This window comes from Streptomyces sp. NK15101 (assembly GCF_020400725.1).
Taxonomy (GTDB): domain Bacteria; phylum Actinomycetota; class Actinomycetes; order Streptomycetales; family Streptomycetaceae; genus Streptomyces.
In genome coordinates, this window is record NZ_JAINVG010000033.1 from 1 (window position 1) to 25,256 (window position 25,256).

Sequence of the window (25,256 nt, forward strand, 5' to 3'; positions counted from 1 at the left end):
GCCGGCGAGCGGGTGACCGGCCGGGACGATGACGTACGCCGGGGCGTCGGCGACGGTCTCGGCGCGCAGGTCCGGCTCGGCCGACAGGCCGAGGTCGTAGGTGAGCGCGAAGTCGATGCGTCCCGCCGCCAGGGCCTGGACGAGCCGGTCCGACTCCCCCTCCATGACGTCGAGCTCGATGCCCGGATGGCGTCGGGTGCACTCGCTGAACAGCGCCGGCAGGTAGTACGGGGCCAGGGTCACGAAGCAGCCGACGGCCACCGGCCCGGAGAGGGACTCGCCCCCTCCCCTGGCCTCCCGTTCGACCTCGCGGGCGCGGGCGAGGAGGTCCTGGGCCTGCTGCCGGAGCCGTTCCCCGGCGGGAGTGAGCGTCAGTCCCCGGCCGCGCCGGCGGATGAACAGCTGCACCCGCAGGTCCTGCTCCAGGTTGTGGACGGCCGTGGAGACGGCGGACTGCGCGATGTGCAGCTCCGCGGCGGCCTCCGTCATCGAGCCGCGCTCGGCGGCGACGAGGAAGTAGCGGAGCTGGACGAGCGTGAAACCCACTGGTGACGTCATGCGTGGCCCTCGTGCCTGGTGGGTGTCCCGCCGGTCGTGCCGGGCTCGCGACGCCTGGCACCGCGCCCCGATCCGGCCTGATCGGCAAGACACCCCCTGGTGATCCGGTCGGCTGCGACCCTATGCGGCACCGGCGACGGACACGACGGCGTGGTGCGCTCAGGGCGCGCCCCGGCCGGTGAGGGCGGCGGGGCCGGTGAGCTCGCGGAGCTCCGCCTCGGTCAGCAGTCCGCGCTCGCGCACGAGGTCGAGCGCGGGTCTGCCGGTGTGGTGGGCCTCCAGGGCGAGGGCGCAGGCGGTCTCGTAGCCGAGTGCGGGGGCGAGCGCGGTGACGAGGCCGGTGGAGGCGGCGACGGTCTCCGCGAGCCGGTCGCGGTTGGCGGTGATGCCGCGCACGCAGTGTTCGGCGAGGACGCGGACGCCCGCGGTGAGGTGGTCGAGGCCGGCGCTCAGGCTCCGGTGGATGACCGGCTCGAAGGCGTTGAGCTGGAGCTGGCCGCCCTCGGCGGCGAGGGTGACGGTCACGTCGTTGCCGATCACCTCGAAGGCGATCTGGTTGACCGCCTCCGGGATCACCGGGTTGACCTTGCCGGGCATGATGGACGAACCGGCCTGCCGTGGAGGGAGGTTGATCTCCCCGAGGCCGGCCTGTGGTCCCGAGGAGAGCAGCCGCAGGTCGTTGCAGATCTTGGACAGCTTCACGGCGATCCGCTTGAGCACTCCGGACAGGTGCACGAAGACGCCGACGTCCTGGGTGGCCTCGACGAGGTCGGGGGCGGAGACGAGGGTGGGGATGCCCGTCAGCCGGCGCAGCTCCTCGACCGCGCGCTCGCGGTAGCCCTGGCGGGCGTTGAGTCCGGTGCCGATGGCCGTGCCGCCGAGGTTGAGCTCGTGCAGCAGGGGTCTGACCTCGGCGAGCCGCTGTTCGTCCTCGGCGAGGGTGGCGGCGTACGCCCCGAACTCCTGGCCCAGCGTCATGGGTACGGCGTCCTGGAGCTGGGTGCGCCCCATCTTCAGCACGTCGGCGAACTCGGCGGCCTTGGCCCCGAAGGCGCCGCGCAGTCCGGCCAGGGCGACGAGCAGCTCGGCGACGTGCGCGTCCAGGGCCAGTTTCAGGGCCGTCGGATAGACGTCGTTGGTGCTCTGGCCGAGGTTGACGTGGTCGAGGGGGTGCAGGGCCGCGTACTCCCCGCGGGAGCGGCCGAGCAGTTCCAGGGCACGGTTGGCGATCACCTCGTTGGCGTTCATGTTGGTCGACGTGCCCGCGCCGCCCTGGATGAGGTCGACCACGAACTGGTCCCGCAGGGCTCCGTCGCGGATCTCGGCGCAGGCGGCCTCGATGGCCGAGGCGAGCGGGGCGTCCAGGGCGCCGACCTCGGCGTTGGCGCGGGCCGCGGCGCACTTGACCGCCGCCAGGGCGCCGATCAGGTGCGGCCGGGCGGCGAGGGTCTCCCCGGTGAGGGGGAAGTTGGCCACCGCCCGGACGGTGTGCGCCCCGTAATAGGCGTCCGCCGGCACGTCGACGTCACCGAGCATGTCGTGCTCCGTGCGGTGCCCGTGGTCCGGCGGGGCGGTGCGCCGGGGGTCCGAGGTCAGGGTCATCGGGTTCCTTCGGTCGTCGGGGGGCTTCCGGCGGGCCCGGCTCGGTCCACGCCCGTCCAGGCCAGTGCGATCGCCCCGTCGAGCAGGGCCCGTTCGGCCGTCCCGCCCACGCAGTGCGCGGCGAACTCGTGCTGGTGGTTGGTGGCGGGCAGGGAGCCGATGCCGATGTACGGATGGATGGCCGGCACCACCTGGGAGACGTTGCCCATGTCGGTGGAGGCGCGGTTCATCCGTGCGGCCTGCCCCGGCGGCGCGAACTCCCTGCCCAGCGCGAGGGCGTTGGCGCGGTAGTGGGCGAGGGCGGTCCCGTCCGCGCGGAACTCCGCGTACGGCTTGCTCTCCGGCTCGATCCGGAGCTCACAGCCCGTCGCGAGGGCACCGGCCTCGAAGGCCCGCATCACGCGCGGTTCGAGGGCGGCCAGTTCGGCGAGCGTCTCCGCCCGTACGTACCACCGTCCGGTCGCGCGCTCCGGGACGGCGTTGGGGGCGTCGCCCGCGTGGGTCACCACGCCGTGCACCCGGGCGGAGGCCGGCAGCTGCTGGCGGAGCAGGCCGATCGCGACCTGGGCCACGGTGAAGGCGTCGGCCGCGTTCACCCCGGCCTCCGGATAGGCCGCCGCGTGCGCGGACCTCCCGGTGTAGGAGATCCTGGAGTGGCTGACCGCGAACGGGCGGGCCTCGGCGACGTCGACCGGCGCCGGGTGCACCATCATCGCGAGGTCCACCCCGGCGAAGGCTCCCCGGTCGAGCAGTTCGATCTTGCCGCCGCCGCCCTCCTCGGCCGGGGTGCCGTAGACCTCGACGGTCAGGCCGGCGTCGTCGGCGACGGCCGCGAGGCCGAGCGCGGCCCCGACCGAGCTCGCCGCGATGAGGTTGTGCCCGCAGGCGTGGCCGAGGCCGGGCAGCGCGTCGTACTCGGCGCAGAGGGCGATCCGGACGGGCCCGCCGCCGATCCGGGCGTGGAACGCCGTCTCCAGGCCCAGGTAGGACGAAGTGACGTCGAATCCGGCCCGGTCGAGGAGTTCGGGGACGGCGGCCGCGGCCCGGTGCTCCTCCCAGGCCGTCTCCGGGTCGGAATGCAGCCGCTCGGAGAGGCCGACGAGCGCCTCGGCCCGGCGGTCGACCGCCTGCCGGGCCGCCCTCTTCAGCGCGCCCCTCGCTTCCCGCGCGGCCCTCACAGGTCACCCGGGACGCCGTACGAGGGTGCGGTGGCGGGGTCGAGTCCGCGCCGCACGTAGTCGTCGCGCTGCGGCAGCCAGACGTCGAGGAGTTCGCCGAGCCGGTCCACGGGCTCGTCGGCCCAGTCGACCCGCAGGTCGGTCACGCGCCAGCCGACGTCCGCGACGACCGCGAGGCCGGCGGAGTGCACCGGCCCCTCCTCACCGCCGGCCGCGACGGCGGCCCTGAGGGCGGCGAGGAGACGCTCCTCGAGTTCCCCGCCGGCGGCGGCGTAGGCGTCGAGGAGCACGCCGGGGACGTGCGGGCCGGACAGCATGTTGCCCGCGGCCACCGCGCCGTCCGCGGTGGCCGACGCGTACGTGCCGAGCGTCCGCGCGCCGCTGTGGACGAAGCCGGGGCCGGAGCGGCCGAGGACGGTCAGCTGCCGGTACTCGATGGTCCCGGCGTTGCGGGCCGCGCCGGTGACGTCGGTCAGGGCGCGTTCCGCGTCCGAGTGCTCAGCGAGGCCCGCGAGGAGGCTCGTGCCGAGCGTGGGGTCGGTGATGTTCTGCGAGGTCGCGGCGCCGACGCCGGGCCGCAGATGGGCGACGCGGGCGAAGACCGCCGGGCTCGACGAGCTCGCCACGACGCCGAACCGCTCACCGTCGCGTACGACGAGGGAGAAGGTCATGCCGGGTCCTCCTCGGCGGACGCGGGGATCACGGCGATCGCGTCGATCTCGCACAGCCACTCCGGCCGGGCGAGCGCGGACACCACCAGGCCGGTGGAGATGGGGTGCACGCCCCTGGTCCAGCGGCCCACCGTGCGGTACACCGCCTCGCGGTAGCGCGGGTCGACCAGGTAGATCGTCAGCTTGACCAGGTGCTCCATGCGGCTGCCCGCTTCTTCGAGCAGCATCTCGATGTTCGCCATGGCCCGCTCTGCCTGGGCCTCGGCGTCGCCGATGCCCACGGACTCGCTGGTGTCGAGGTCCTGGCCGATCTGGCCCCGGACGTACACCGTGTTCCCGGCGACGACGGCCTGGCAGAGGTCGTTGTCGAGGTTCTGCTCGGGGTAGGTCTCGCGGGTGTTGAACGGACGGACGCGGGTGTGTCCGCCGGCGACGATCGGGGCCTTCGGGGCCTTCGGGGCCTTCGGGGCCTTCGGGGCCTTCGGGGCCTTGGGGGTCTTGGGGGTCTTGGGGGGCATGATCAGCTCCTCAGTTCTTCCGGTCGGCGGGTTCGTACGCGAGGTAGCCGCGCTGCCGCGCGATGTGGTCGGCGACGTACCGGGCGTCGTGCCAGACGCCCCAGATGAAGCTCGACCCCCGGCGGGACAGCCAGGGCAGGCCCAGGAAGTACACGCCGGGCTCGGCGGACACTCCGCGCCGCTGGTCCGGCCGGCCGTCCGCGTCGAACGCGTCGACGTCGAGCCAGCCGTAGTCGCTCGCGAAGCCCGTCGCCCAGACGATGGAGGTGACGCCGGCCGCGGCGAGGTCGAGTTCCAGGCGGGGATCGGTCACGCACTCCGGGTCCGGTCCGAGGACGTGGGCCTCCGGCTCCTCGGGAAGGTCGAGCCCGTTGCGCTCGACGTACGCGTCCGCCGCCCGGAGGAATTCCAGGTACTTGGCGTCGCCGAAGGCGATGTTGGCGGCGAGGTCCGGCGCGAAGCGCAGGACGCCGCCGTCGTAGGAGGTGGTCAGGCCGACGAGTTCGATGCCCGAGGCGGCCAGGCCCCGGAAGTCCACGGTGTGACCGCCGTGCGCGCCGCTGACGGCGATGGTGACGTGCTCGGCGCCCTGGGGAGGGGTCTGCGCGTCCCAGATCCCGAGCACACCGAGCCACCAGCAGAAGTCGCGTCCCCGGTACGCGCGGGGCGGACGGTCGTGCGGACCGACGGAGAGGAACACCCGGCGCCCGGCGCGGCGCAGCTCGTCGGCGATCTGGACCCCGGAGGAGCCGGCTCCGACGACGAGGACCGCGCCCTCGGGCAGCTGCTCCGGATTGCGGTAGCCGCTGGAGTGGATCTGCTCGGGGACGGCGCCGTCCGGCACGACGGGCGGGATCACGGGCCGCTGGAACGCCCCGGTCGCGGCGACGACGAAGCGCGCGTCGATCGTGCCCTCCGGCGTCTCGACGCGGAAACCGGGCCGGCCGGTGAGCCTGCGCACCGAGGTCACCTCGACGCCGCTGCGGACCGGGGCGCCGATCTTCTCGGCGTACGCGACGAAGTAGTCGGCGACCTGCTCCTTCGACGCGAAGGCGTCGGGGGCGACGCCGGTGAACTCCAGGCCTGGGAAACGGTCGTGCCACGCGGGTCCGTTCGCGACCAGGGAGTCCCAGCGCTCGGAGCGCCACCGCTCGGCGATCCGGTGCCGCTCCAGGACCAGGTGCGGTATGCCGTGGGCGCCCAGGTGCTCGCTCATCGCCACGCCCGCCTGGCCGGCTCCGACGACGACTACTTCGGTCTCTTCATGCGGCATGTGTGCCTCCGCTCTCGTGGACTGTGCTACCGCACGGCACATCCTTGGAGGGCCCCATGAAACTGTCCAACAGATGTTTTTGTTAAGAGTCATCTGTTTTCCAGATGTACGCAGTTCGGACCGCTCTTGACCCCGGTGATCGCCGGGCATTAATTTGCGGGGCAGCGTCGACCCATGACGACCGAGAGGAGGCGACCGGCGGATGAACACCAGCTCCGACCTGAGTCGCCTCGCCCACACCACGGTCTGGGTTCCGGGTCGCATCGCCCACGGCTGCTGACGACGCCGTTCTCCCGTGCCCGCTCGCGGCACGTCCAGGTCTTCCCTCCACCCGTTTCCGGCACGCCGCTGTCGCGTGCCGTCGTGCGCCCGCACCTCTGACGTGGCGCGTCCGAGCACAGAAAGCTGCCCACATTGGCGAACATGATGAATCGACCCATCGCGCACCGAAACGAGGGCCCGTCATGGTAGCGGCGCACATCACCGTCAACGGAGAAGAAGCACCCATCTCACCGGCCCCGACCCACACCACGGTGCTGGACTTCCTGCGCGAGCGGGGCCTCACCGGCACCAAGGAGGGCTGCGCCGAAGGGGAATGCGGCGCCTGTTCGATCCTGGTGGCCCGCCCCGGGGTGGACAAGCCCACCGACTGGGTGGCGGTCAACGCCTGCCTGGTCCCGGTCGCGGCGCTCGACGGTCAGGAGATCGTCACCTCCGAAGGCCTCGCCACTGCCGGCGGGCCCGGCACGCCGCCCGCCCTGCACCCCGTCCAGAAGGAGATGGCGGTCCGCGGCGGATCCCAATGCGGCTACTGCACACCGGGGTTCGTCTGCAGCATGGCCGCCGAGTACTACCGGCCCGACCGCTGTGCCCCCACGGCCGCGGAGGGCGGATCCGACGCCGAACACGGCCCCAACGGTTTCGACCTGCACGCCCTGAGCGGAAACCTGTGCCGCTGCACCGGCTACCGCCCGATCCGCGACGCCGCGTTCGCCGTCGGCGCGCCCACCGACGAGGACCCCCTCGCGCGGCGCCGCGAGCAGGCCCCGCCCGCGCCGGTCGCCACCGCGTACGTCCAGGACGACAGCGCGTTCCTGCGCGGGAGCACCCTGGCCGAGACGCTGCGACTGCTGCGCGAGCGGCCCGACGCGGTGGTGGTGGCCGGGTCCACCGACTGGGGCGTGGAGGTGAACATCCGCTCCCGGCGGGCCGGTTGCGTGGTCGCCGTCGACCGGCTTCCCGAACTGCGCGAACTGCGCGTCGAGTCCGACTCGATCGAGATCGGCGCGGCGCTGACCCTCACCGAGATCGAGCGCCGACTCGACGGCGAAGTCCCGCTCCTCTCCGAGCTGTTCCCCCAGTTCGCCTCCCGCCTCATCCGCAACGGCGCGACCCTCGGCGGCAATCTGGGCACCGGCTCCCCCATCGGCGACAGCCCGCCGGCGCTGCTCGCGCTGGAGGCGTCGGTGGTCCTCGCCGACGCCGACGGTGAGCGCGAGGTCCCCCTCTCCGACTACTTCACCGGCTACCGGCGGAGCGTGCGCCGGCCCGGCGAGCTGATCCGCTCGGTGCGGATCCCGCTGCCCCTGTCACCGGTCACGGCCTTCCACAAGATCGCCAAGCGGCGCTTCGACGACATCTCCAGCGTGGCCGTCGCCTTCGCCCTCGACGTCCGGGACGGGACCGTCCGCAAGGCGCGGATCGGCCTGGGCGGCGTCGCCGCCACCCCGATCCGCGCCCTCGCCACCGAGGCGGCCCTGGAGGGCAGGCCGTGGACGGCGGAGACCGTCGAGGCCGTGGCGCCGGTGCTGCGGGACGAGGGCACGCCGATGGACGACCACCGGGCCAGCGCCGCCTACCGCTCCGCGATGCTCGGCCGGAGCCTGCTGAAGCTGTACACGCGAACCACCGAGGCGGTGCCGTCATGAGCCAGTTGTCCGAACGCCCCGAGAAGTCCGTCGTCGGCCTCCCGCTGCCGCACGAGAGCGCGGTCCAGCACGTCACCGGCACCGCGCTCTACACCGACGACCTGATCCACCGCACCAAGGACGTGCTGCACGCCTACCCGGTCCAGGTCATGAAGGCCCACGGCAGGATCACCGCGCTGCGCACCGAGCCGGCGCTCGCCGTGCCCGGTGTGGTCCGGGTGCTGACCGGTGCCGACGTGCCCGGCGTCAACGACGCCGGGATGAAGCACGACGAGCCGCTCTTCCCCGACGTGGTCATGTTCCACGGGCACGCGGTCGCCTGGGTGCTCGGCGAGACGCTGGAGGCGGCCCGGCTCGGCGCGGCGGCCGTCGAGGTGGAACTCGACGAACTGCCCTCCCTGATCACACTGCGGGAGGCGATCGCGGCCGACAGTTTCCACGGCGCCCGGCCCGTGATGGTGACGGGTGACGTCGACGCCGGCTTCGCCGACTCCGCGCACGTGTTCACCGGTGAACTGCACTTCTCCGACCAGGAGCACTTCTACCTGGAGACGCACGCGGCACTGGCCTACGTCGACGAGGCGGAGCAGGTGTTCGTGCAGAGCAGCACCCAGCACCCCTCCGAGACCCAGGAGATCGTCGCCCACGTGCTCGGCCTGCACAGTCACGAGGTGACCGTTCAGTGCCTGCGGATGGGCGGCGGCTTCGGCGGCAAGGAGATGCAGCCGCACGGCTTCGCGGCCGTCGCCGCGCTCGGCGCCAGGCTGACCGGCCGGCCGGTCCGGGTGCGGCTCAACCGGACCCAGGACCTGACCATGTCCGGCAAGCGGCACGGCTTCCACGCCCAGTGGCGGATCGGCTTCGACGCCGACGGCCGCATCCAGGCCCTCGACGCCACCCTCACGGCGGACGGCGGCTGGAGCCTTGACCTGTCCGAGCCGGTGGTGGCCCGCGCGCTGTGCCACATCGACAACACGTACTGGATCCCCAACGCGCGCGTCACCGGTCGCATCGCCAGGACCAACAAGGTCTCCAACACCGCCTTCCGCGGCTTCGGCGGGCCCCAGGGCATGCTGGTGATCGAGGACATCATGGGCCGGTGCGCGCCGCTGCTCGGCCTGGACCCGGCGGAACTGCGGGAGCGCAACTTCTACGGACGGGGGCAGACCACGCCGTACGGACAGCCGGTCGTCCGGCCGGAGCGGATCTCCGCCGTCTGGGAGCAGGTCAAGGAGAACGGCGGGATCGCCGCCCGACGGCGCGAGATCGCCGCCTTCAACGCCGCCCACCCGCACACCAAGCGGGCCCTCGCCATCACCGGCCTGAAGTTCGGCATCTCCTTCAACCTCACCGCCTTCAACCAGGGCGGCGCGCTGGTGCTGATCTACAAGGACGGCTCCGTCCTGATCAACCACGGCGGCACCGAGATGGGCCAGGGCCTGCACACCAAGATGCTCCAGGTGGCCGCGACCGCGCTGGGCATCCCGTTGCACAAGGTGCGCCTCGCCCCCACCCGTACCGACAAGGTGCCCAACACCTCCGCCACGGCGGCCAGCGCGGGGACGGATCTCAACGGCGCCGCGGTGAAGAACGCCTGCGAGCAGCTGCGCGAGCGGCTGCTGCGGGTCGCGGCCACCCAGCTCGGCACGAACGCCTCGGACGTACGCATCGTCGACGGCGTCGCGCGCGGCCTCGGCAGCGACAGGGAGCTGGCCTGGGACGACCTCGTCCGCACCGCGTACCTCCAGCGGGTGCAGCTGTCGGCGGCCGGTTTCTACCGGACCGAGGGGCTGCACTGGGACGCCAGGACGTTCCACGGCTCGCCGTTCAAGTACTTCGCCCACGGCGCCGCCGCGGCCGAGGTGGAGGTGGACGGGTTCACCGGCGCGTACCGCATCCGGCGGGTGGACATCGTGCACGACGTCGGCGACAGCCTGTCCCCGATGATCGACATCGGCCAGGTCGAGGGCGGTTTCGTGCAGGGCGCGGGGTGGCTGACCCTGGAGGACCTGCGCTGGGACGCCGGCGACGGCCCGAACCGGGGCAGGCTGCTGACGCAGGCGGCGAGCACCTACAAGCTGCCGAGCTTCTCGGAGATGCCCGAGGAGTTCAACGTCACGCTGCTGGAGAACGCCGGCGAGGAGGGCGCTGTCTACGGCTCCAAGGCGGTGGGCGAGCCCCCGCTGATGCTGGCCTTCTCGGTGCGGGAGGCGCTGCGGCAGGCCGCCGCCGCGTTCGGGCCGGGCGGGACCAGTGTCGAACTGGCCTCGCCCGCGACGCCGGAGGCGGTGTACTGGGCGATCGAGGCGGCTCGCCGGGCGGGTGCCTCCTCCGTCCGCACCGATGTCGCGGAAGTCCTGAGCGGTGCCTGACATGACGTGGTTCGCCGCGGTCGCGCGGTTGCGGGAACGCCGGGAGTCCGGCGTGCTCGTGACCGTCGCGACCGTGCGCGGCCACGCCCCGCGCGACGCCGGCGCGAAACTCGTGGTCGGGCGTGCCGAGACCTGGGGCTCGATCGGCGGCGGCAACGTGGAGGCCGTCGCGATCGACCGGGCCCGGGAGATGATCGACGCGCCCCGGTCCGAGCCGGAGCTGCTCGATTTCGCCCTGAACGACAAGGTGACCAACCAGCACGGCGTGCAGTGTTGCGGCGGCACGGTGTCGGTGCTGCTCGAACCGCTGCCGGTGGTACGGGCGGTGGCGATCTTCGGGGTCGGGCACGTCGGACTCGAACTGGCGCGCATCCTGGCCCGCCAGGACCTCGACCTCCACCTGATCGACACGCGTGCCGACACCCTCGCCGAGCGGCGGCTCGACGTGCTGGCGGACGCGGTGGCCCGCGTGCGCGTGCACCACACGCCGCTGCTGCCCGAGGAGGTCCTGGAGGAACTGCCGCACGGCACGCACGTCCTGATCATGACCCATGACCACGCCGAGGACGCCGCCCTGTGCGACGCCGCCCTGCGCACGGCGCACCTCGGCTCCATCGGGCTGATCGGGTCGGCGGCCAAGTGGGGGCGGTTCCGCAAGCGCCTCGCCACCGAGGGCGGTCACGACGGGGCCGTCATCGACCGGATCAAGACCCCGATCGGTCTTGCCGACATCACCGGCAAGGAACCCGCGACGATCGCCGTGAGCGTCGCCGCGGATCTGCTGCGCACCTTCGAGGCCGAAGGCCCCTGAGGTGCCCCGCACGGGTCCGTCGCGGTGGTGACGGACCCGTGCGGACGGCCGCCGGAGAGTTGGGGGGAGACGTAGGCCTTGCCGACGGTGTCGTCGAAGAGGGAGTCGGCACAGATCTGGAAGGGCAGGTGGGCCGGTCGGGGCCGGCGTCGGGGGCGGACTCGGCGAAGATTCCACTGGGGCAGGGGGCGACGCGCCAGTCGCCGGAGGCGGAGGTGGAGGCGACGCCGGAGGTCAAGTCGGCGGGCGTCCGGGCGCCGATGGGCAGCGCCGGGTCCAGGACGCGACGAGGTGGCACGTCCCTTGCCGCCCCGCGGGCGACACGACGGGGCACGCTTCACGGCCCGGCTTCCCGATCCGGTTCGTCTGCGTTCTCAGCACTGGCGGTGCGGGGGCCCACGCCCCGGATCACGTCCGGGGCGTGGAACCGTCCGCCGCTCCCCCGGCAGCCCGATGGACGCCGCGGAGACCGGGGCTACAGGCCGCCGGTGAACAGCAGCCTGTTGGGGGTGCCGCCGCTGAGGTTGCTCAGGACGCCCTTCGTCGCGTTGTCGACGAGCCAGTCGGCGACCTCGGCCGGCGCCGCCGTGGGGTGCTCGGCCTTGTAGAGCGCGGCGACGCCGGTGACGTGCGGGGCGGCCATGGAGGTGCCGCTGTGGGCGACGGAGCCGCCGCCCGTCTTCGCCGAGAGGATGTCCTGGCCGGGGGCGAAGATCTCCACGCACGGGCCGTAGTTGGAGAAGGACGCCTCTTCGTCCCAGACGGTGGAGGCCGCGACGGTGACCGCGCCGTCCGCCGAGGCGGGCGAGACGTCGCAGGCGTCCTTCGCGCTGTTGCCCGCCGCGAGGACGGGCAGCACGCCGGCGGCGTGGAGCGCCGTGGCGGCGTCGTTCAGGGCCACGGACCGGTCCCCGCCGAGGGAGCCGTTCAGGACGGCCGGCTGCTTGGCGTTCCTGGCGACCCAGTCGAGCCCGGCGATCATGCCCGAGTACGTGCCGCGCCCGTCGCAGCCCAGTACGCGCACGCTCACCAGGCCGGCCTTGCGGGCGACCCCGTACGTCCTGCCGGCGACCGTGCCCGCGACGTGCGTGCCGTGGCCGTTGCAGTCCTGGCCCTGACGTCCGTCGCCCATCGCGTCGAAGCCGAACCCGGCACGGCCGCCGAACTCGTCGTGACCGTAGTCGATGCCGGAGTCGAGGATGTACGCGGTCACGCCGGCGCCGCTGCCGCGGGTGGTGAAGTCGTTGTCGAGCGGCAGGTCCCACTGGTCGATCCGGTCCAGGCCCCAGGTGGCGGCCGGTCCCCGGGAGACGGCGGGCGTGGACGGCAGGGGCGGCGCGAACGCCACCGCGTCCTCCTCGACCGACGCCACCCCCGGGGTCTTCCTGACGGTCTCCAGCTGGAGCGCGGTCAGCGGGGCCGCGAACCCGTTGATGGCCCTCTCGTAGACGAACGTGGGATCGAGGCCGAGCTTCTCGGCGGCCTCGGCGGCGTCGACCGTCCGGTCGAGGGTCACGATGTACTTGCCGGGCACCGCGTTGGCGGCGGTGACGAGCGGCGCCGGAGTCGGCTCCGGAGCGGCGGCGGACTCGACCGCCGTCGCCGTCGCCGCCGGGGCGGTGACGGCGAGGACGGTCAGGGCGGCGCTCGCGAGAGCGAGTCTGGTACGTGTGTTCATGCCGGTGAGGGCATCATGCAGAAACGATCACGCCCTACGACATCGCCGATCGGTTCCCACGGATGCCCCAAACGTCACCGCAATGCCCTCCGCCGGGATCCGGAAGCAGCGCGCCGCCCGCTCCGGGCCGCCCGCCTCCTGGTGCCCGACGCCCGGGCCGTCCCGGGTGAGGACCGGACCGCGCCGGTCCCCGGCTCCCCGAAAACCGGCGGCCCGACGGCGCGCCTGTCCGTCCGTCGCCGCCCGGCGGCGACGATCGTTCGACGGCGGTGAACCGGCGGTGCCGCCCGTCGTCACCGTACGGCCTTGTCCGCGTGTCACGAGATGCCAGGAGACCCAGCATGACGATCCAGCGGATGGACAACGTCCTCATCGTCGTCGAGGACCTCGACGCCGTCGTGGCGTTCTTCGTCGAACTCGGCATGGAACCGGAAGGCAGGATGCCCGTCGAGGGGCAGTGGGTGGACCGCGTCATCGGGATCGACGGCTCCCGGCAGGAGGTCGCCATGCTGCGGACCCCCGACGGTCACGGCCGGATCGAGCTGGCGAAGTTCCACACGCCGCGGGCGATCGGCGCCGAGCCGAGGAACGCGCCGGTGAACACACTGGGCATCCGGCGCGTCATGTTCGCCGTCGACGACATCGACGACGTCGTCGCCCGTCTGTGTGCCGGGGGTGGCGAACTCGTGGGCGAGGTGGTGCGGTACGAGGACGTCTACCGGCTCTGCTACCTCCGCGGTCCCGAGGGCATCGTCGTCGGCCTGGCCGAGCAGCTCGCCTGAAGCGAGCCGGGGGACCGGTCGCCTGGTCCCTCGCCGCTCCAAGGGCTGTCACCAGGGCACTGTTCCACCGTCGTCGAAGAATCCGCCGGTCGGTCCGCCGTCGGGCAGGGTCGCGAGGTGGATCGCGATCGCCGCGCCCTGGCGGGGGGTGCGGACGCCCCGGAAGCCGTTGAGGTCGGTGGCGGTGAAGCCGGGACAGCCGGAGTTGACCAGGATGCCGGCGTCGCTCAGCTCCTTGGCGTATTGGACGGTGACGGCGTTGAGGAAGGTCTTGGACGCCAGGTACGCGGCGGGAACCGGGCCCATGTCGACGCCGGGCGTGGTCTGCAGGGCGAGCGAGCCGACGCTGCTGGACATGTTCACGATCCGCGGCGATGCCGAGCCGCGCAGCATGGGCAGCATCGCGTTGGTGACGCGGATGACCCCGATCACGTTGGTCTCCACGACGACCCGTACGGTCGCGGGATCGACCGTGGTGGGCGTCTGCGGCGTACCGCCGGTGATCGCGGCGTTGTTGACCAGGACGTCGAGCCCTCCGGCGCGGTCGGCGATCAGCTCGGCCGCGGCGGCCGCACTCGCGTCGTCCGCCACGTCGAGCGGAACGCCGAACGCGTCGGTCCCGGCTGCGCGCAGCTTCTCCACCGCGGCGTCGCGGCGCTGTCGATCCCGCGCGCCCACGCCGATTCGCCAGCCGAGGGCGCCCAGGCCCGCCGCGATCTCGTATCCGATTCCCTTGTTCGCGCCGGTCACCAGCGCGATCTTCCGTTCGCTCATGTCATCAAGCGTGGTGCGGACCCGGGCGGGGCGTCCAAGACCGACCGGGTGGGCGGCGATACCGCACGGATATCGGTCGTGGTGAGCGGCGGATACGATCACGTGGTGGAGACGCGGGAGCTAAAGTACTTCGTCGCCGTCGCGGAGGAGTTGCACTTCGGGCGGGCGGCGCAGCGGCTCGCCATGGCGCAACCACCGCTGTCTCGGGCGATCCAGCAGCTCGAGCGGCGGCTCGGAGTGGTTCTGCTGCACCGCACTGCTCGCGCAGTCGCCTTGACCGAGGCCGGGTCGGTGCTTCTGCGGGAGGCCCGGGCCGCACTCGACGCGGTCGAGGCCGCCGAGCGCCGCACCCGCCGCGCGGCTGCCGGATCGCCCGGTGTGGTGCTGGCCACGAAGGCCGGAGCGGCCGGCGAACTGTTGTCGAGGCTGCTGGACGCCTATGCCGCCGAGCCCGGAGCGGTCGCCGTCGAGGTGCTGCTGTGCGGGCCCGGCGAGCAGGAAGGACTGCTGCGCGACGGCCGTGCCGACGTCGCTCTGCTCCAGCGGCCCTTCGACACGACGGCCGGACTCGACACCGAGGAGCTGTACACCGAACAGCAGGTCGTGGTCCTGCCCGCGGGGCACCCCTTGGCCGACCGACCCCATGTGTCGATGGCCGAGGTCACCGCCCTGACGGACCTGCCCCTGCCGCGCTGGCCTCGACGGGACGGGGGCTGTCCGGACGGACCTGGCCCGCAGGTGCGCGACCACACCCAGCTGTTCCAGCTGATCGCGCTCGGACGGGCCTGCGCGGTCGTGCCCGAGTCCCTCCGGGCCCACCTGCGCGACGGTCACGCGACGGTGCCGGTGCCGGACGCACCGGCTGTCACGACCGTCATCGCCTGGCCACCGCACAGCAGATCCCGAGCCGTCGCCGACCTCGTCCGCACCGCGACACGCCTCTAGCCGGCGTCAAGGGCGGGCGGCCAGAGGGCGCGGGCGGTCACCACTGGCGCCACGCACCGGAGTTGTGTTTTCCTGAGCCCATGAGCCTTCTCGTGACGCGCCGACACGTGGACTACGTGCGCGTCACGACCATGGCGTGTTTCCGCTGACACCGAGGCCTCGACCCGGCGTCCGGACACCGACGCGCTCGCCCCGACGGCTCCTGGGCGCCTCCTGACGGCCTCGTCCTGCCCCGCGGTCCGTTCTCCCCGCCTCCCCGCCCCCGCTTCCGGGGCCGGCGGCCCTGGCGACGGACACACGACCGCGCCCACCACACCATCCACCACCGCAGGAGGAGACGCATGAGCGTCCGTGGCACATCCGTATCCGATCCGGAGGTATTCGCCGAGGAGTGGGAGGCCTGGCACCGGGACAAGGACGCCCGGCTCGCCTCGGAGCACGGCTTCCTCGCGATCACCGGTCTCCACTGGCTCTCCGACGAGCCCCAGGCGTTCCCCGGCGTGCCGGGGACCTGGTCGACGGGGCCCGAAGGGGTCGTCGTGGAACTCGACGAGGGCACGGAACTCGTCGTCGACGGCACGGCGGTACGGGGCCGGTACCCCTTCGGCGTCATCCCGGAGCGCGGCGGCGTCGACGCGGTCTGGGGCGACACCGTGATCGAGGTCGCCAAGCGCGGCGGCCACGACGTGGTCCGGCCGCGCCGCCCCGACCACCCGCTGCGGGTCGCCTTCGCCGGAACGCCCGCGTACGAGCCCGATCCGCGCTGGGTGGTCACGGGCCGGTACGAGTCCTTCGACGAGCCGCGCCCGACCACGGTCGGCGCCTCCGTCGAAGGACTCCGGCACGTGTACGACGCTCCCGGCCGCGTCGTCTTCCGGCTGGACGGAAGGGAGTTGAGCCTGACCGCCTTCAACGGGCACGCGCCCGGCAGCCTCACGGTGCTGTTCACCGACGAGACCTCGGGCGTCACCACGTACGCGGCCAACCGGCATCTCGGGGTGGCGGCGCCCGGGCCCGACGGCACGGTCGTGCTCGACTTCAACCGCGCGACCAATCTGCCCTGCGCCTACACCGACTTCGCGACCTGCCCGCTGCCGCCGGCCGAGAACCGGCTGCCCGTCGCGGTCGAGGCCGGGGAGAGGATCCCCCACGAGCGCCTCGCCTAGGCGACGCTCGGGCGGCGCCCCGCGCGGTCCGGCGCGTCCCGGTCGGCCCGTGCGGGCGGGTCGGCGGGTGGGGCGGGGGCGTCGCTCCCCCGGCCGAACCGGCCGAGCAGGGCGGTGAGGAGGACCGCCGTCAGGGTGCCGGCGACGACTCCGCTGCCGAGGACCGTGCGGGCCCAGCCGGGGAACCCCGCGTACAGGTCGGGGCTGAGCAGCGGCAGCAGTCCCGCGGCGAGCGCGAGCGCGGCCGTCAGGGAGCCCGTCCCCGTGCCGGACAGATCGGCCCGGCGGAGCATCTCGACGCCCATGACGGCGATCACGGCGTAGACGACGAGGGCGGAGCCGCCCACGACGGCCTCGGGTATGCCGGCCAGCGTCCGGGAGACGGGCGCGGCCAGGCCGAGGGCGACCAGGAGCACTCCGGCGCCCGCGGTCACGAAGCGGCTGCGGACCCCGGTGAGCCGGCCGATGCCGATGTTCTCCGCGCTGGTGACCATGAGGGAGGTGCCGAAGAGTCCTCCGGCCAGGGACACCAGGGCGTCGGCGCGGGCGACGCGGGGGACGTCGCGCCCGGGAGCGGGACTCCGGCCGACGGTCTCGCTGTTGAGGACGGTCTGTCCGGTGATCTCGGCGAGCGTGGTGAGGGCGAAGACGAGGAGCGGAAGCGCGGCGACCGGGTCGAAGCTCGGTGTGCCGAAGGGCAGGAACACGGGCAGCGCGAAGCCGCTGCCGGCCGCGGGAGCGAAGGAGCCGAGGCCCGTCCCCACCGCGAGGACGGTTCCCGTCGTCATGCCGATGAGGACGGACGTCTGGCGCCAGACGCCGCGCAGGAACACGTACGCGGCGACGGTCGCCGCCACGGTGAGGGCGGCGAGGAGCACCGCGCGCGGCTCGCCCGTGCCGTCCGGGCCGGTGACGAGCCGGGCGGCGACCCGGATCATCGCGACCCCGATGAGCAGCACGGTCACGCCCATGACCAGCGGCGGGAAGAGCCGTACGACACGGGCGTACAGGGGAAGCACGGCGAGCAGCAGGGCGGCCGCGAGGAGGACGGCGCCGGTGGCGGTCCGCGGCCCGTGTTCCTGGGCGATCTGGAGGAACAGCGCGGTCGCGGCGCCGCCGGGCAGCATGACGAACGGCAGGCGGCCGCCGATCCGCCACACCCCGAGGGACTGGAGCAGGGCGCCCGCGCCGCAGAGCAGCAGGACGGTGCTGAGCAGGGAGGCCGTCACACCGGGCGACGTCTTCAGGGTGCCGGCGACGAGGAAGACGGTGGAGACCGGGGCGGCGATCATCGCCAGGACGTGCTGGGCCGCCAGGGGCACGAGCCGCCGCAGCGGTACCCGTTCGTCGACGGCCGCGGTGGCGGGGGCGGCCTTGGAGGCCGGCGTGGTCGTCATGCCGTCGCCTCCAGCCACGGGATCTCGGCCGGGGTGTGGCGGTAGGCGCGGAAGACGGCGTTCGGCTGCGACGGGAAGAGGCTGCGGACCTCGCGCTCGTCGTAGCCGGCGAAGTACGGGACGACGTACTCCCAGCACAGGTAGCCGTCCTTCGTCACCTCGAACAGACGGCCCGACGGGGAGTCGGTGACGAGCGTGTTGCCGTTCGGCAGGCGCTGTGCGGAGCCCATGAAGGGCGCGAAGAAGAACTCGCGGGCGGGGTCGTGGTACTCCCACGCGACGTCGCCGGACGCCCGGTCGATCTCGATGACGCGGGAGTAGGGGACGTCGTGGCCGGGCCGGAAGACGCCGTTGTCGAAGACGAGCAGCCGGCCGTCGTCGAGTTCGGTGGGCGCGTGCTGCTGGCTGACGGTGCCGGGGCGGCTTCGCCAGAGGATCTCGCCGGTGTCGCGGCTGATGACGACGACGGCCGAGACGCTGCGCAGGCTCGCCAGGACGTTGCCGTCCCGCAGGGGCGTGACGCTGTTGATCAACGGCCAGTGCTCACGGGCGTAGGCCTCGTGCAGCGGGAAGGAGTCGCGGTCGAGGTGGTCGGCGGCGCGCCAGGACCACAGGAGTTCGCCGTCCGGGCCGACCTCCTTGATGGTGTCGGCCCAGACCACGCCGCCCGTGGCTTCGGAGCCGGGCACTCCGCCCCGTACCGCCGCGGCGTCGGCCCCGGCGAGGGGTTCGAGGGCGGTGTAGAGGATGCGGCCGTCGTCGAGGTGGTGGGCGTCGTGGTGCTGGAGGGGGTCGCGGTGCTCCCGCAGCACGGTCCCGTCGGGTGCCGCGTGAAGCATGACGCCGCCCCGGTACTTGTGCCACATCGGGAAGAGGGCCTCCTCTCCCGGGAGTACGCCGTTGTAGGCGAGGGTTCCGTCGGCGAGGAGCCGGGCGTGTCGGCCCGGGCGGTAGGGGAGGTCCCAGCGGTGGACGGTGCGGCCCCGGAGGTCGATGAGGTACACCTCCCCGGTGCCGGTGAGCGGGGCGAAGAGGGTATAACCCTCGGACGCGGCCGTCTCGTCGAGGGCGATGAGGCCGGTGGGACGTCGGCGGCGTGAGTTCTGGTCGACCGTGGGCATGCCGGAGCTCCTTCTTCAAACTTTCTTTGATGAGAACAACCGACTTTGACGGTAGGGGCGTCGTGTGACGGGCGTGTGTCGGGAGTACGAAACCGTCTCCGGACTTCGGCCGGCCGGCGCGTAAGGTGCGGTCATGCGCCGTGGAACAGGGCGGACGGCGGCGCGGGGCGGGAAAGGACGGGACCGACGATGGAGACCGCGAACACACCGCGGGTGGGCGCCGCCGTGCGCCGCCGGCGACGGGCGCTCGACCTGACGCTCGCCGAGGTGGCGCGGAGCAGCGGGCTCTCCTCGCCGTTCCTCAGCCAGATCGAGAACGACCGGGCGCGCCCCAGCATGCGGTCGCTGCAGCGGATCGCCGACGCCCTCGGGACCACGGCGGTGCAGCTGCTCGCGGCCTCGGACGAGACCCGGACGGTCGACGTGGTGCGCGCGGACGACGACAGCGGCCTGGACCGGGAGGCGCGCGTCCGGCCGGTGGTGCGCGGCCGCCATCAGCTGCACGCCCTGGAGTTCGTCGGTGCGCACGAGGCGGACCGCGAGTTCCGGCACCGGAACGACGAGCTGCTGTACGTGGCGGACGGCTCGGTGGAGGTGGAGGCCGACGGCCGCGTCCACCGGTTGGGCCGCGGGGACACGCTGCTCCTGTCCGGCGGCGTCCGGCACCGCTGGCGCACCACCGAACCGGGCTCGCGGGTCCTGGCCGTCGCGGTCGGCGACCACGTGGAGGTGCTGGAGACCTGAGGGGCAGGCGCACTGTCGCACGGCCCGCTTGAACCCGCCCGGACGGCGGTGCAGGCTGGCACCCATGACATGGACGGCACCGCCGGTCGAACGCACCCGGCAGCTCGGCGGCCTGGGCACCGTGACCGAGCGTCAGATGCTGGAGGGCTGGCTGACCTGGCACCGGGAGACGCTGCTGGCCAAGTGCGCCGGGCTCGACCCGGTCCGGTTGGCGCGCGCGACGGTGGAGCCGTCGGGCCTCACCCTCCTCGGCCTGGTCCGGCACATGGCGGAGGTGGAGCGGTCGTGGTTCCGGCGCGGATTCGCGGGTGAGGCCGTCGGCGAGGTCTTCACCGGGCCTTCGGACGGCGACGAGGGGCTCGCCGGGGTGGACCCGGCCGAGGCGGAGAGGGACTTCGGTCTGTTCCGGGCGGAGGTCGAGGCGTGCGACGCGGCAGTGGCCGGGCACGACCTCGACGAGACCTTCCTTTCCTCGCGCGGGGTCGCCCTCAGCCTGCGGTGGGTCTACATGGTGATGATCCAGGAGTACGCCCGCCACAACGGCCACGCCGACTTCCTGCGGGAGCGGACGGACGGGATGACGGGTGACGGATGACGGGTGAGGACGCCCGCCCGGTACGGCTGTGGAGTCGCCGTACCGGACGGGCGGACAGGGGCGTCAGGCTTCGCGGGCGCCCTCGTACATCGCCTCGACGAGCTCGGCGTACTCGCGCTCCACGACGGGCCGCTTCACCTTGAGGCTCGGGGTGAGTTCGCCGTGCTCGACGTCCAGGTCGCGCGGCAGGACCGAGAACTTCTTGATCGTCTGCCACCGCTGCAGGTCGCCGTTGACGCGCTGGACGAAGCCGTCGATCAGCGTGTGCACCTCCGGCGAGGAGACGACCTCGGCGTAGCCGCGGCCCCCGAGGCCGTTCGACGCCGCCCAGGGCATGATCACGCTCTCGTCGAGCGCGATCAGGGCGGTGCAGTAGTTGCGGCCGTTGCCGATGACCAGGATGTTGCTGACGAACGGACAGACGGCCTTGAACCGGCCCTCGATCTCCGTGGGCGCCACGTACTTGCCGCCCGACGTCTTGAACAGGTCCTTCTTGCGGTCGGTGATCCGGACGAAGCCCTCCTTGTCGATCTCGCCGATGTCACCGGTGCGGAACCAACCGTCGCTCTCCAGCACTTCGGCGGTCTTCTCCGGAAGGTTGTGGTAGCCGCGCATGATGCCGGGCCCCCTCAGGAGGATCTCCCCGTCCTCGGCGATGCGGACCTCGGTGCCCGGCAGGGGCCGGCCGACCGTGCCCACCCGGAAGTCGTCGACCGGGTTGACCGTGCAGCCCGCGCTGGTCTCCGTCAGGCCGTAGCCCTCCAGGACGGGCACGCCCGCACCGGCGAAGAAGTAGCCGATGTCGGGGGCGAGCGCGGCACTGCCCGAGGCGCTGCCCCGGAGCTCTCCCCCGAACGCCGCCCGGATCTTTCCGTAGACCAGCTTGTCGGCGAGGGCGTGCTGGACGCCGAGCCACAGGGGCACCTTGCGGCTCCCCGTCGCCACCAGGCTCTCCTGCCCGGTCCTGGCGTGGTCGCGGGCGACCTTCGCCGCCCACCGGAAGATCTTGTACTTGGCCCCGCCCTCGGCCCGAGCCTTCGCGGCGATGCCGTTGTAGACCTTCTCGAAGACCCTCGGCGCGGAGGCCATGACGGTGGGCCGGACGACGGGCAGGTTGGTGACGATGCGGTCCACGCGCCCGTCGACCGCCATCACGCTTCCGGTCTGCACCTGACCGGATATCAGGGCCTTGCCGAAGACGTGGGACAGCGGCAGCCACAGGAACTGCACGTCGTCGGGGAGCAGCAGTCCGCTGGCCTCCTGCGCGGCGCCCTGGTAGGACCAGCAGTCGTGCACCAGGCGCACGCCCTTCGGGCGGCCGGTCGTCCCGGAGGTGTAGATCAGGGTGGCGAGCTGGTCGCGTTCGATGGCCCCGACCGTCGTCTCGATCGCGTCCGGGTGCTCCTTCAGGTACGCCCTGCCGCGTTCCTCCAGTTCGGCGAGGCTCAGCACCTCCAGCCCCTCCGCCCGGGGGAGGTCCGTCTCCGGGTCGAAGAGGATCGCGTGGCCGAGCCCGGGCAGGCGGTCCGCGTGGGCGACGACCTTGGCCAGCTGTTCGGCGTTCTCGACGAAGATCGCCCGGCTGCCGGAGTCGGCGAGGATGTACGCCGTCTCGTCGGCGTTGGTGCTCGGGTAGACGGCGGTCGCGGCGCCGCCCGCGCACATCACGCCCAGATCGGCGAAGATCCACTCGACCCGGGTCGAGGAGGAGATGGCCACGCGCTCCTCGGGCCGCAGCCCGAGGGCGAGCAGACCGGCGGCGATCGCCGTCACGCGCTCGGCGGCCTGGGCCCAGGTCAGCGAGCGCCACTCCTCGGCGCCGGGGGCGCCCTCTCCGGCCGGCACGGGGTGGCGATAGGCCTCCCGGTCGGGTGTGGCCTCGACCCGTGAGAGGAAGAGGTGCGCCACCGAGCGCGGCCGGTTTTCGAGCAGGTACTGCGCGGAACTCATGGCGGCCTCCGGACCCTGTGCGCCGGTCAACGTTCTTGACCGGCAGGTAACTTACGGGCAGTGGTGTGAGGCTAAGGGGAAACCCACTGCCGCGTAAGGGGAGTCGGGGAGGAAAGTGTCCGCACGTCGGCGCGCACCGGCGCGGGAAGTCTCCGCTCCGGCCGGAGGACAGCCCGGTGGTGACGCACCCGGGACACGCCGCCCGCCGGGCTTGAGGCGCGGGTCCTAGGGCAGGTGCCCCCACGAGCCGGGGCCCCGGTCGCCGAGCAGGGCGCAGACGAACTGTTCCTCGGTCGCGCGCAGTCGGGCCAGCAGGGCCGGGTCCGTCGTGACCTGGCTGGTGACGGAGACCGTCACCGTGCGCCGGCCGTCCCGCGTGGCGGCGGCGAACTGCGTGTAGCCGGGGGTGTTGCCGGTGTGGCCGAGGACCGTGCCGCAGCGGGTGGTGTACCGGAAGACGCCCAGGCCCGCCGCGTTGGCGCCGGGACCGGCCGGTTGGGAGGCGCCGCCCGGCAGGAAGTCCTGCTGGGCGTGGCGGGTCATGGGCGAAAGCAGCTCGGGTCCCGCGTAGCCGCCGATGAACCTGCTCAGGTCCGCCGGGGTGGAGACGATGCCGCCCGACGCCCAGGCGCCGGAGGCGCTGATCGCCTCGCTCACGTCCTCGGGCGGCTCGCCGGGGGCGGTCGAGTAACCGTGCAGGAAGGGGCGGGGAAGCCGGTAGCCCTGCGGGAGGCTGGTCTCCGTCAGGTCGAGCGGGCGGTACACGAGCTGCCGCAGCAGCGACTCGTACGAGCGTCCGGTGGCCTGCTCGGCCATCAGGGCGACCGCGATGTTGTCCGAGTTGGAGTAGGCGTAGCGGCTGCCCGGCTGGAAGTCCAGGGGCCGGTCGGCGACGAAGTCGAGGAGGTGGCGGGAGTCGAAGTGGTGGCGGGGGTCGGCACGGACGATGTCCTGGAACGCCTGGCTCTTGCTGAAGTCCGGAAGTCCGCTGGTGTGCTGGAGGAGCTGGCGCAGCGTCACCGCGTGCCAGGCGGTGGGCAGCTGGGGCAGCCGTCCGCCGATCGTGTCGTCGAGGCCCAGGGCCTTCCGGTCCACGAGGCTCAGCGCGACCGCGCCGCTGAAGGCCTTGGCCACACTGGCGATGCGCATGTGGTCGTCGGGCCGGGGCGGACGCCGCGTGCCCACCTCGGCCGTGCCGGCCCGGTAGACCTGCCGTACGCCGTCCCGGGTCAGGACCGCGATCGCCCCGGGCGGGCCGCCGGGCGCCGCCACCAGGTCGGCGAGGGCCCGCTGGAGCGCCGGGTCGCCGTGACCGGGACCGTGCGGCGCCGGACCCGGCGGAGCCGCCGCGGCCGGTGCGGTCGCGGCGCCGCTCAGGACGGCGGCCGCCACGGCGCCGGCGGCCGCCGCGCGGAATCGGCGCCTCGGACGGGGTCCGGTGCGGGCGGGTGCGGAGCTCGTGGAATTCCGGCCGTCGTGCGCGGCGGGGACACGTCGGGGCATGCGCTACCTCCTCGGCTGCGGGACGGGAACGGCGGACGGTGCCCGTGGCCCGGTTCCGGTCGGACCACCGGCCCGTCCCGGCCGGCCACCGGACCGCCCTGTTCCAGGATCAGGCCACCGTCTCGCGGACCGGGCTCCGCCGCGCGCCGCCTGCGCCATCCGGCCCACACGCACCACGGGCGGGGCGGACGGTGCGTCCCGGCGGCCGCTCTCAGCGGGTCGGCGCGGTCCCGGCGCCGGGTCGCCGTCCGGACGCGGTCCGGTATCCGAAGGCGACCAGGCCCGTGGCGACCAGGACGACCGCACCCACCGTGCGCAGTGCCGGGCTCATCGCCTCGGCGAAGGACGCCGCGCCGGCGCCGGCGTCGTGCGCGGCGAGCACGGTGCCGGTGACGGCCACGCCGAGGGCGGCGCCGATCTCCCGGGCGGAGGTGCCGAGGCCGGAGCCGAGACCGGCCTGGTGCGCGGGGAGGGAGGAGACGACGCCGACGGTCAGGGTCGGCATGCACAGGCCCGTCCCCGCCGAGATCACCAGGAGCCAGCAGGCGTACAGCGCGTACGGGGTGGCCGCCCCGGCGGTGGAGGCCCCGAGGAGTCCGGCGCCGATCAGGAACAGTCCGGTGGCGACGGTGGGACGCGGACCCGAGGCGGCCTGCCAGCGGGTCGCGACCTTGGGGAACAGGGCCATGCCGATCGTGAGCGGGACGATGGCGAGTCCGGTGACGGCGGGGCCGTACCCCTTGACGTACTGCAGGTACTGCGAGTTGGCGTAGAACAGCGAGAAGAGGCCGAAGAAGCCGGTGGCCGTGCCCAGTGCGGCGGCGCGCAGCCGCCGGGAGCGGAAGGCCCGCGGGTCGAACAGCGCGGCCGGCGAGCGGAGCGCGTACCAGGTGAAGAGGACGGCCAGCACCGCGCCCACCGCGAAGAAGACGAGGATGCGGGGTGAGGTCCAGCCGTACGCCGGGCCTTCGATGATGCCGGCGAGGAGGGCGACCAGGGCCGCGACGAGCACCACCGTGCCGCGCGGGTCGGGGCGCCCGTGCGGGGAGCGGTCGGTGCGCGGGACGGTGACCGCGACGGTCCGGGCGAGCAGCGCGGCCGCCGGGACCATCAGCCAGAACAGGGCGCGCCAGGAGAGGAACTGGCCCGTCGCTCCCCCGCCGACGTTGCCCGCGAGGCCGCCCAGGCCGACGGCGAGGGTCCAGGAGGCCAGGGCCCGGGCCCGGCCTTCCGGTCCGGCGAGCTGCACGAGGATCGACATGGTCGCGGGCATGACGCAGGCGGCCCCGGCGCCGGACACCCCGCGGCCGGCGATCAGCAGCGCGGGCGTCGTGGCCAGGGCGCTCAGCGCCGCCCCGGCGGCGAACAGCGCGAGACCGGCGAGCAGCACGCCCTTGCGGCCCCGGCGGTCCCCCAGCGCTCCGGCCGGGATGAGCAGTCCGGCGAAGACGATGACGTACGCGTCCACAGTCCACAGCAGCTCGGTGGCGGACGGATGGAGGGAGGAGGCGGCGAGTTGGGGGATGAGGAGGTTGACGGCGGCGACCATGCTCTGCGCCACCAGGACGCAGGCGCACAGGACCAGCAGGGTCGACCGCCTGAGCGGGCTCGGGGTGGTGCCGGCCGGGACGGAGGGGGGCGGTGAGAGGGCAGCGGAAGACATGGCTCCTCCGGGGAGCGTCGTGGTGAG

The 25,256-nt window shown here is 73.3% G+C and carries 21 protein-coding genes; 8 read left to right on the forward strand and 13 right to left on the reverse strand.

All coding sequences use genetic code 11. The features are described from left to right. From K7G60_RS19025 to K7G60_RS19050, 6 genes are all read right to left on the reverse strand, one after another. On the reverse strand, positions 1-558 hold a 558-nt coding region (locus K7G60_RS19025), incomplete at its 3' end, for a LysR family transcriptional regulator (protein ID WP_225802133.1). A 159-nt stretch (positions 559-717) separates the two neighbouring features. Then, positions 718-2,160 (reverse strand): aspartate ammonia-lyase, encoded by a 1,443-nt coding sequence (locus K7G60_RS19030; RefSeq protein ID WP_225802134.1) that lies wholly within the window; start codon positions 2,158-2,160, stop codon positions 718-720. Beyond that, positions 2,157-3,338: a M20 family metallopeptidase gene (locus tag K7G60_RS19035; protein ID WP_225802135.1), complete on the reverse strand. Its 1,182-nt coding sequence runs from the start codon at positions 3,336-3,338 to the stop codon at positions 2,157-2,159. The genes K7G60_RS19030 and K7G60_RS19035 overlap by 4 nt, the downstream gene beginning before the upstream one ends. Beyond that, positions 3,335-4,009, reverse strand: coding sequence for a DUF1028 domain-containing protein (locus K7G60_RS19040; RefSeq protein ID WP_225802136.1), 675 nt, complete (start codon positions 4,007-4,009; stop codon positions 3,335-3,337). The genes K7G60_RS19035 and K7G60_RS19040 overlap by 4 nt, the downstream gene beginning before the upstream one ends. After that, positions 4,006-4,527, reverse strand: coding sequence for a RidA family protein (locus K7G60_RS19045; RefSeq protein WP_263986076.1), 522 nt, complete (start codon positions 4,525-4,527; stop codon positions 4,006-4,008). The genes K7G60_RS19040 and K7G60_RS19045 overlap by 4 nt, the downstream gene beginning before the upstream one ends. A 10-nt stretch (positions 4,528-4,537) precedes the next feature. Further along, on the reverse strand, positions 4,538-5,800 hold the full coding sequence (locus tag K7G60_RS19050) for an NAD(P)/FAD-dependent oxidoreductase (RefSeq protein ID WP_225802137.1): 1,263 nt from the start codon (positions 5,798-5,800) through the stop codon (positions 4,538-4,540). A gap of 464 nt (positions 5,801-6,264) precedes the next feature. Between K7G60_RS19050 and K7G60_RS19055 the strand changes: the two genes are divergently transcribed. The 3 genes from K7G60_RS19055 to xdhC are packed head-to-tail and all read left to right on the forward strand — an operon-like array spanning position 6,265 to position 10,911. Continuing rightward, a complete protein-coding gene (locus tag K7G60_RS19055) occupies positions 6,265-7,728 on the forward strand; it encodes a xanthine dehydrogenase small subunit (RefSeq protein WP_225802138.1) in 1,464 nt (487 codons plus the stop codon). Continuing rightward, positions 7,725-10,100 carry a xanthine dehydrogenase molybdopterin binding subunit gene (gene xdhB, locus K7G60_RS19060; RefSeq protein ID WP_225802139.1) on the forward strand — a complete coding sequence of 792 codons (2,376 nt, stop codon included), beginning with the start codon at positions 7,725-7,727 and terminating at the stop codon, positions 10,098-10,100. Before K7G60_RS19055 ends, xdhB begins: the two co-directional genes overlap by 4 nt. A gap of 1 nt (position 10,101) precedes the next feature. Continuing rightward, on the forward strand, positions 10,102-10,911 hold the full coding sequence (gene xdhC / locus K7G60_RS19065) for a xanthine dehydrogenase accessory protein XdhC (protein ID WP_225802140.1): 810 nt from the start codon (positions 10,102-10,104) through the stop codon (positions 10,909-10,911). A gap of 475 nt (positions 10,912-11,386) precedes the next feature. Here the strand turns inward: xdhC and K7G60_RS19070 are convergent, their stop codons facing one another. Then, the gene (locus K7G60_RS19070; RefSeq protein ID WP_225802141.1) at positions 11,387-12,589 is read right to left on the reverse strand and encodes a S8 family peptidase; all 1,203 of its coding nucleotides are present in this window, start codon (positions 12,587-12,589) and stop codon (positions 11,387-11,389) included. 341 nt (positions 12,590-12,930) lie between these two features. On the opposite strand from K7G60_RS19070, the gene K7G60_RS19075 reads away from it, so the two are divergent. Further along, complete coding sequence (locus K7G60_RS19075) at positions 12,931-13,371, forward strand: VOC family protein (protein ID WP_225802142.1); 441 nt, start codon at positions 12,931-12,933, stop codon at positions 13,369-13,371. 48 nt (positions 13,372-13,419) lie between these two features. Here K7G60_RS19075 and K7G60_RS19080 read toward each other — a convergent pair whose 3' ends face one another. Then, a complete protein-coding gene (locus tag K7G60_RS19080; protein WP_225802143.1) occupies positions 13,420-14,145 on the reverse strand; it encodes an SDR family NAD(P)-dependent oxidoreductase in 726 nt (241 codons plus the stop codon). Between the two features lie 105 nt (positions 14,146-14,250). Between K7G60_RS19080 and K7G60_RS19085 the strand changes: the two genes are divergently transcribed. Together K7G60_RS19085 and K7G60_RS19090 are read left to right on the forward strand one after the other, a co-directional pair. After that, entirely contained in the window at positions 14,251-15,090 is an 840-nt protein-coding gene (locus tag K7G60_RS19085; protein ID WP_225802144.1) for a LysR family transcriptional regulator, read from the forward strand. Positions 15,091-15,431: 341 nt separating this feature from the next. Beyond that, complete coding sequence (locus K7G60_RS19090) at positions 15,432-16,256, forward strand: DUF1684 domain-containing protein (protein ID WP_225802145.1); 825 nt, start codon at positions 15,432-15,434, stop codon at positions 16,254-16,256. Here the strand turns inward: K7G60_RS19090 and K7G60_RS19095 are convergent. Together K7G60_RS19095 and K7G60_RS19100 are read right to left on the reverse strand one after the other, a co-directional pair. Then, the gene (locus K7G60_RS19095) at positions 16,253-17,653 is read right to left on the reverse strand and encodes a uracil-xanthine permease family protein (protein WP_225802146.1); all 1,401 of its coding nucleotides are present in this window, start codon (positions 17,651-17,653) and stop codon (positions 16,253-16,255) included. The two genes, K7G60_RS19090 and K7G60_RS19095, sit on opposite strands and share 4 nt — an antisense overlap. Further along, positions 17,650-18,774, reverse strand: a complete 1,125-nt coding sequence (locus tag K7G60_RS19100; RefSeq protein ID WP_225802147.1) for an arylsulfotransferase family protein — start codon at positions 18,772-18,774, stop codon at positions 17,650-17,652. Before K7G60_RS19100 ends, K7G60_RS19095 begins: the two co-directional genes overlap by 4 nt. Before the next feature lie 189 nt (positions 18,775-18,963). Between K7G60_RS19100 and K7G60_RS19105 the strand changes: the two genes are divergently transcribed. Next, positions 18,964-19,518, forward strand: coding sequence for a helix-turn-helix domain-containing protein (locus K7G60_RS19105; protein WP_093872432.1), 555 nt, complete (start codon positions 18,964-18,966; stop codon positions 19,516-19,518). 64 nt (positions 19,519-19,582) lie between these two features. After that, positions 19,583-20,113, forward strand: a complete 531-nt coding sequence (locus tag K7G60_RS19110) for a DinB family protein (protein ID WP_225802148.1) — start codon at positions 19,583-19,585, stop codon at positions 20,111-20,113. Positions 20,114-20,176: 63 nt separating this feature from the next. Here the strand turns inward: K7G60_RS19110 and K7G60_RS19115 are convergent, their stop codons facing one another. The 3 genes from K7G60_RS19115 to K7G60_RS19125 form a co-directional block, all read right to left on the reverse strand. Continuing rightward, a complete protein-coding gene (locus tag K7G60_RS19115) occupies positions 20,177-22,063 on the reverse strand; it encodes a long-chain fatty acid--CoA ligase (protein WP_225802149.1) in 1,887 nt (628 codons plus the stop codon). Positions 22,064-22,288: 225 nt separating this feature from the next. Beyond that, positions 22,289-23,566 (reverse strand): serine hydrolase, encoded by a 1,278-nt coding sequence (locus tag K7G60_RS19120; protein WP_225802150.1) that lies wholly within the window; start codon positions 23,564-23,566, stop codon positions 22,289-22,291. Between the two features lie 211 nt (positions 23,567-23,777). Next, the gene (locus K7G60_RS19125; protein ID WP_225802151.1) at positions 23,778-25,229 is read right to left on the reverse strand and encodes an MFS transporter; all 1,452 of its coding nucleotides are present in this window, start codon (positions 25,227-25,229) and stop codon (positions 23,778-23,780) included. Positions 25,230-25,256: the final 27 nt, after the last annotated feature.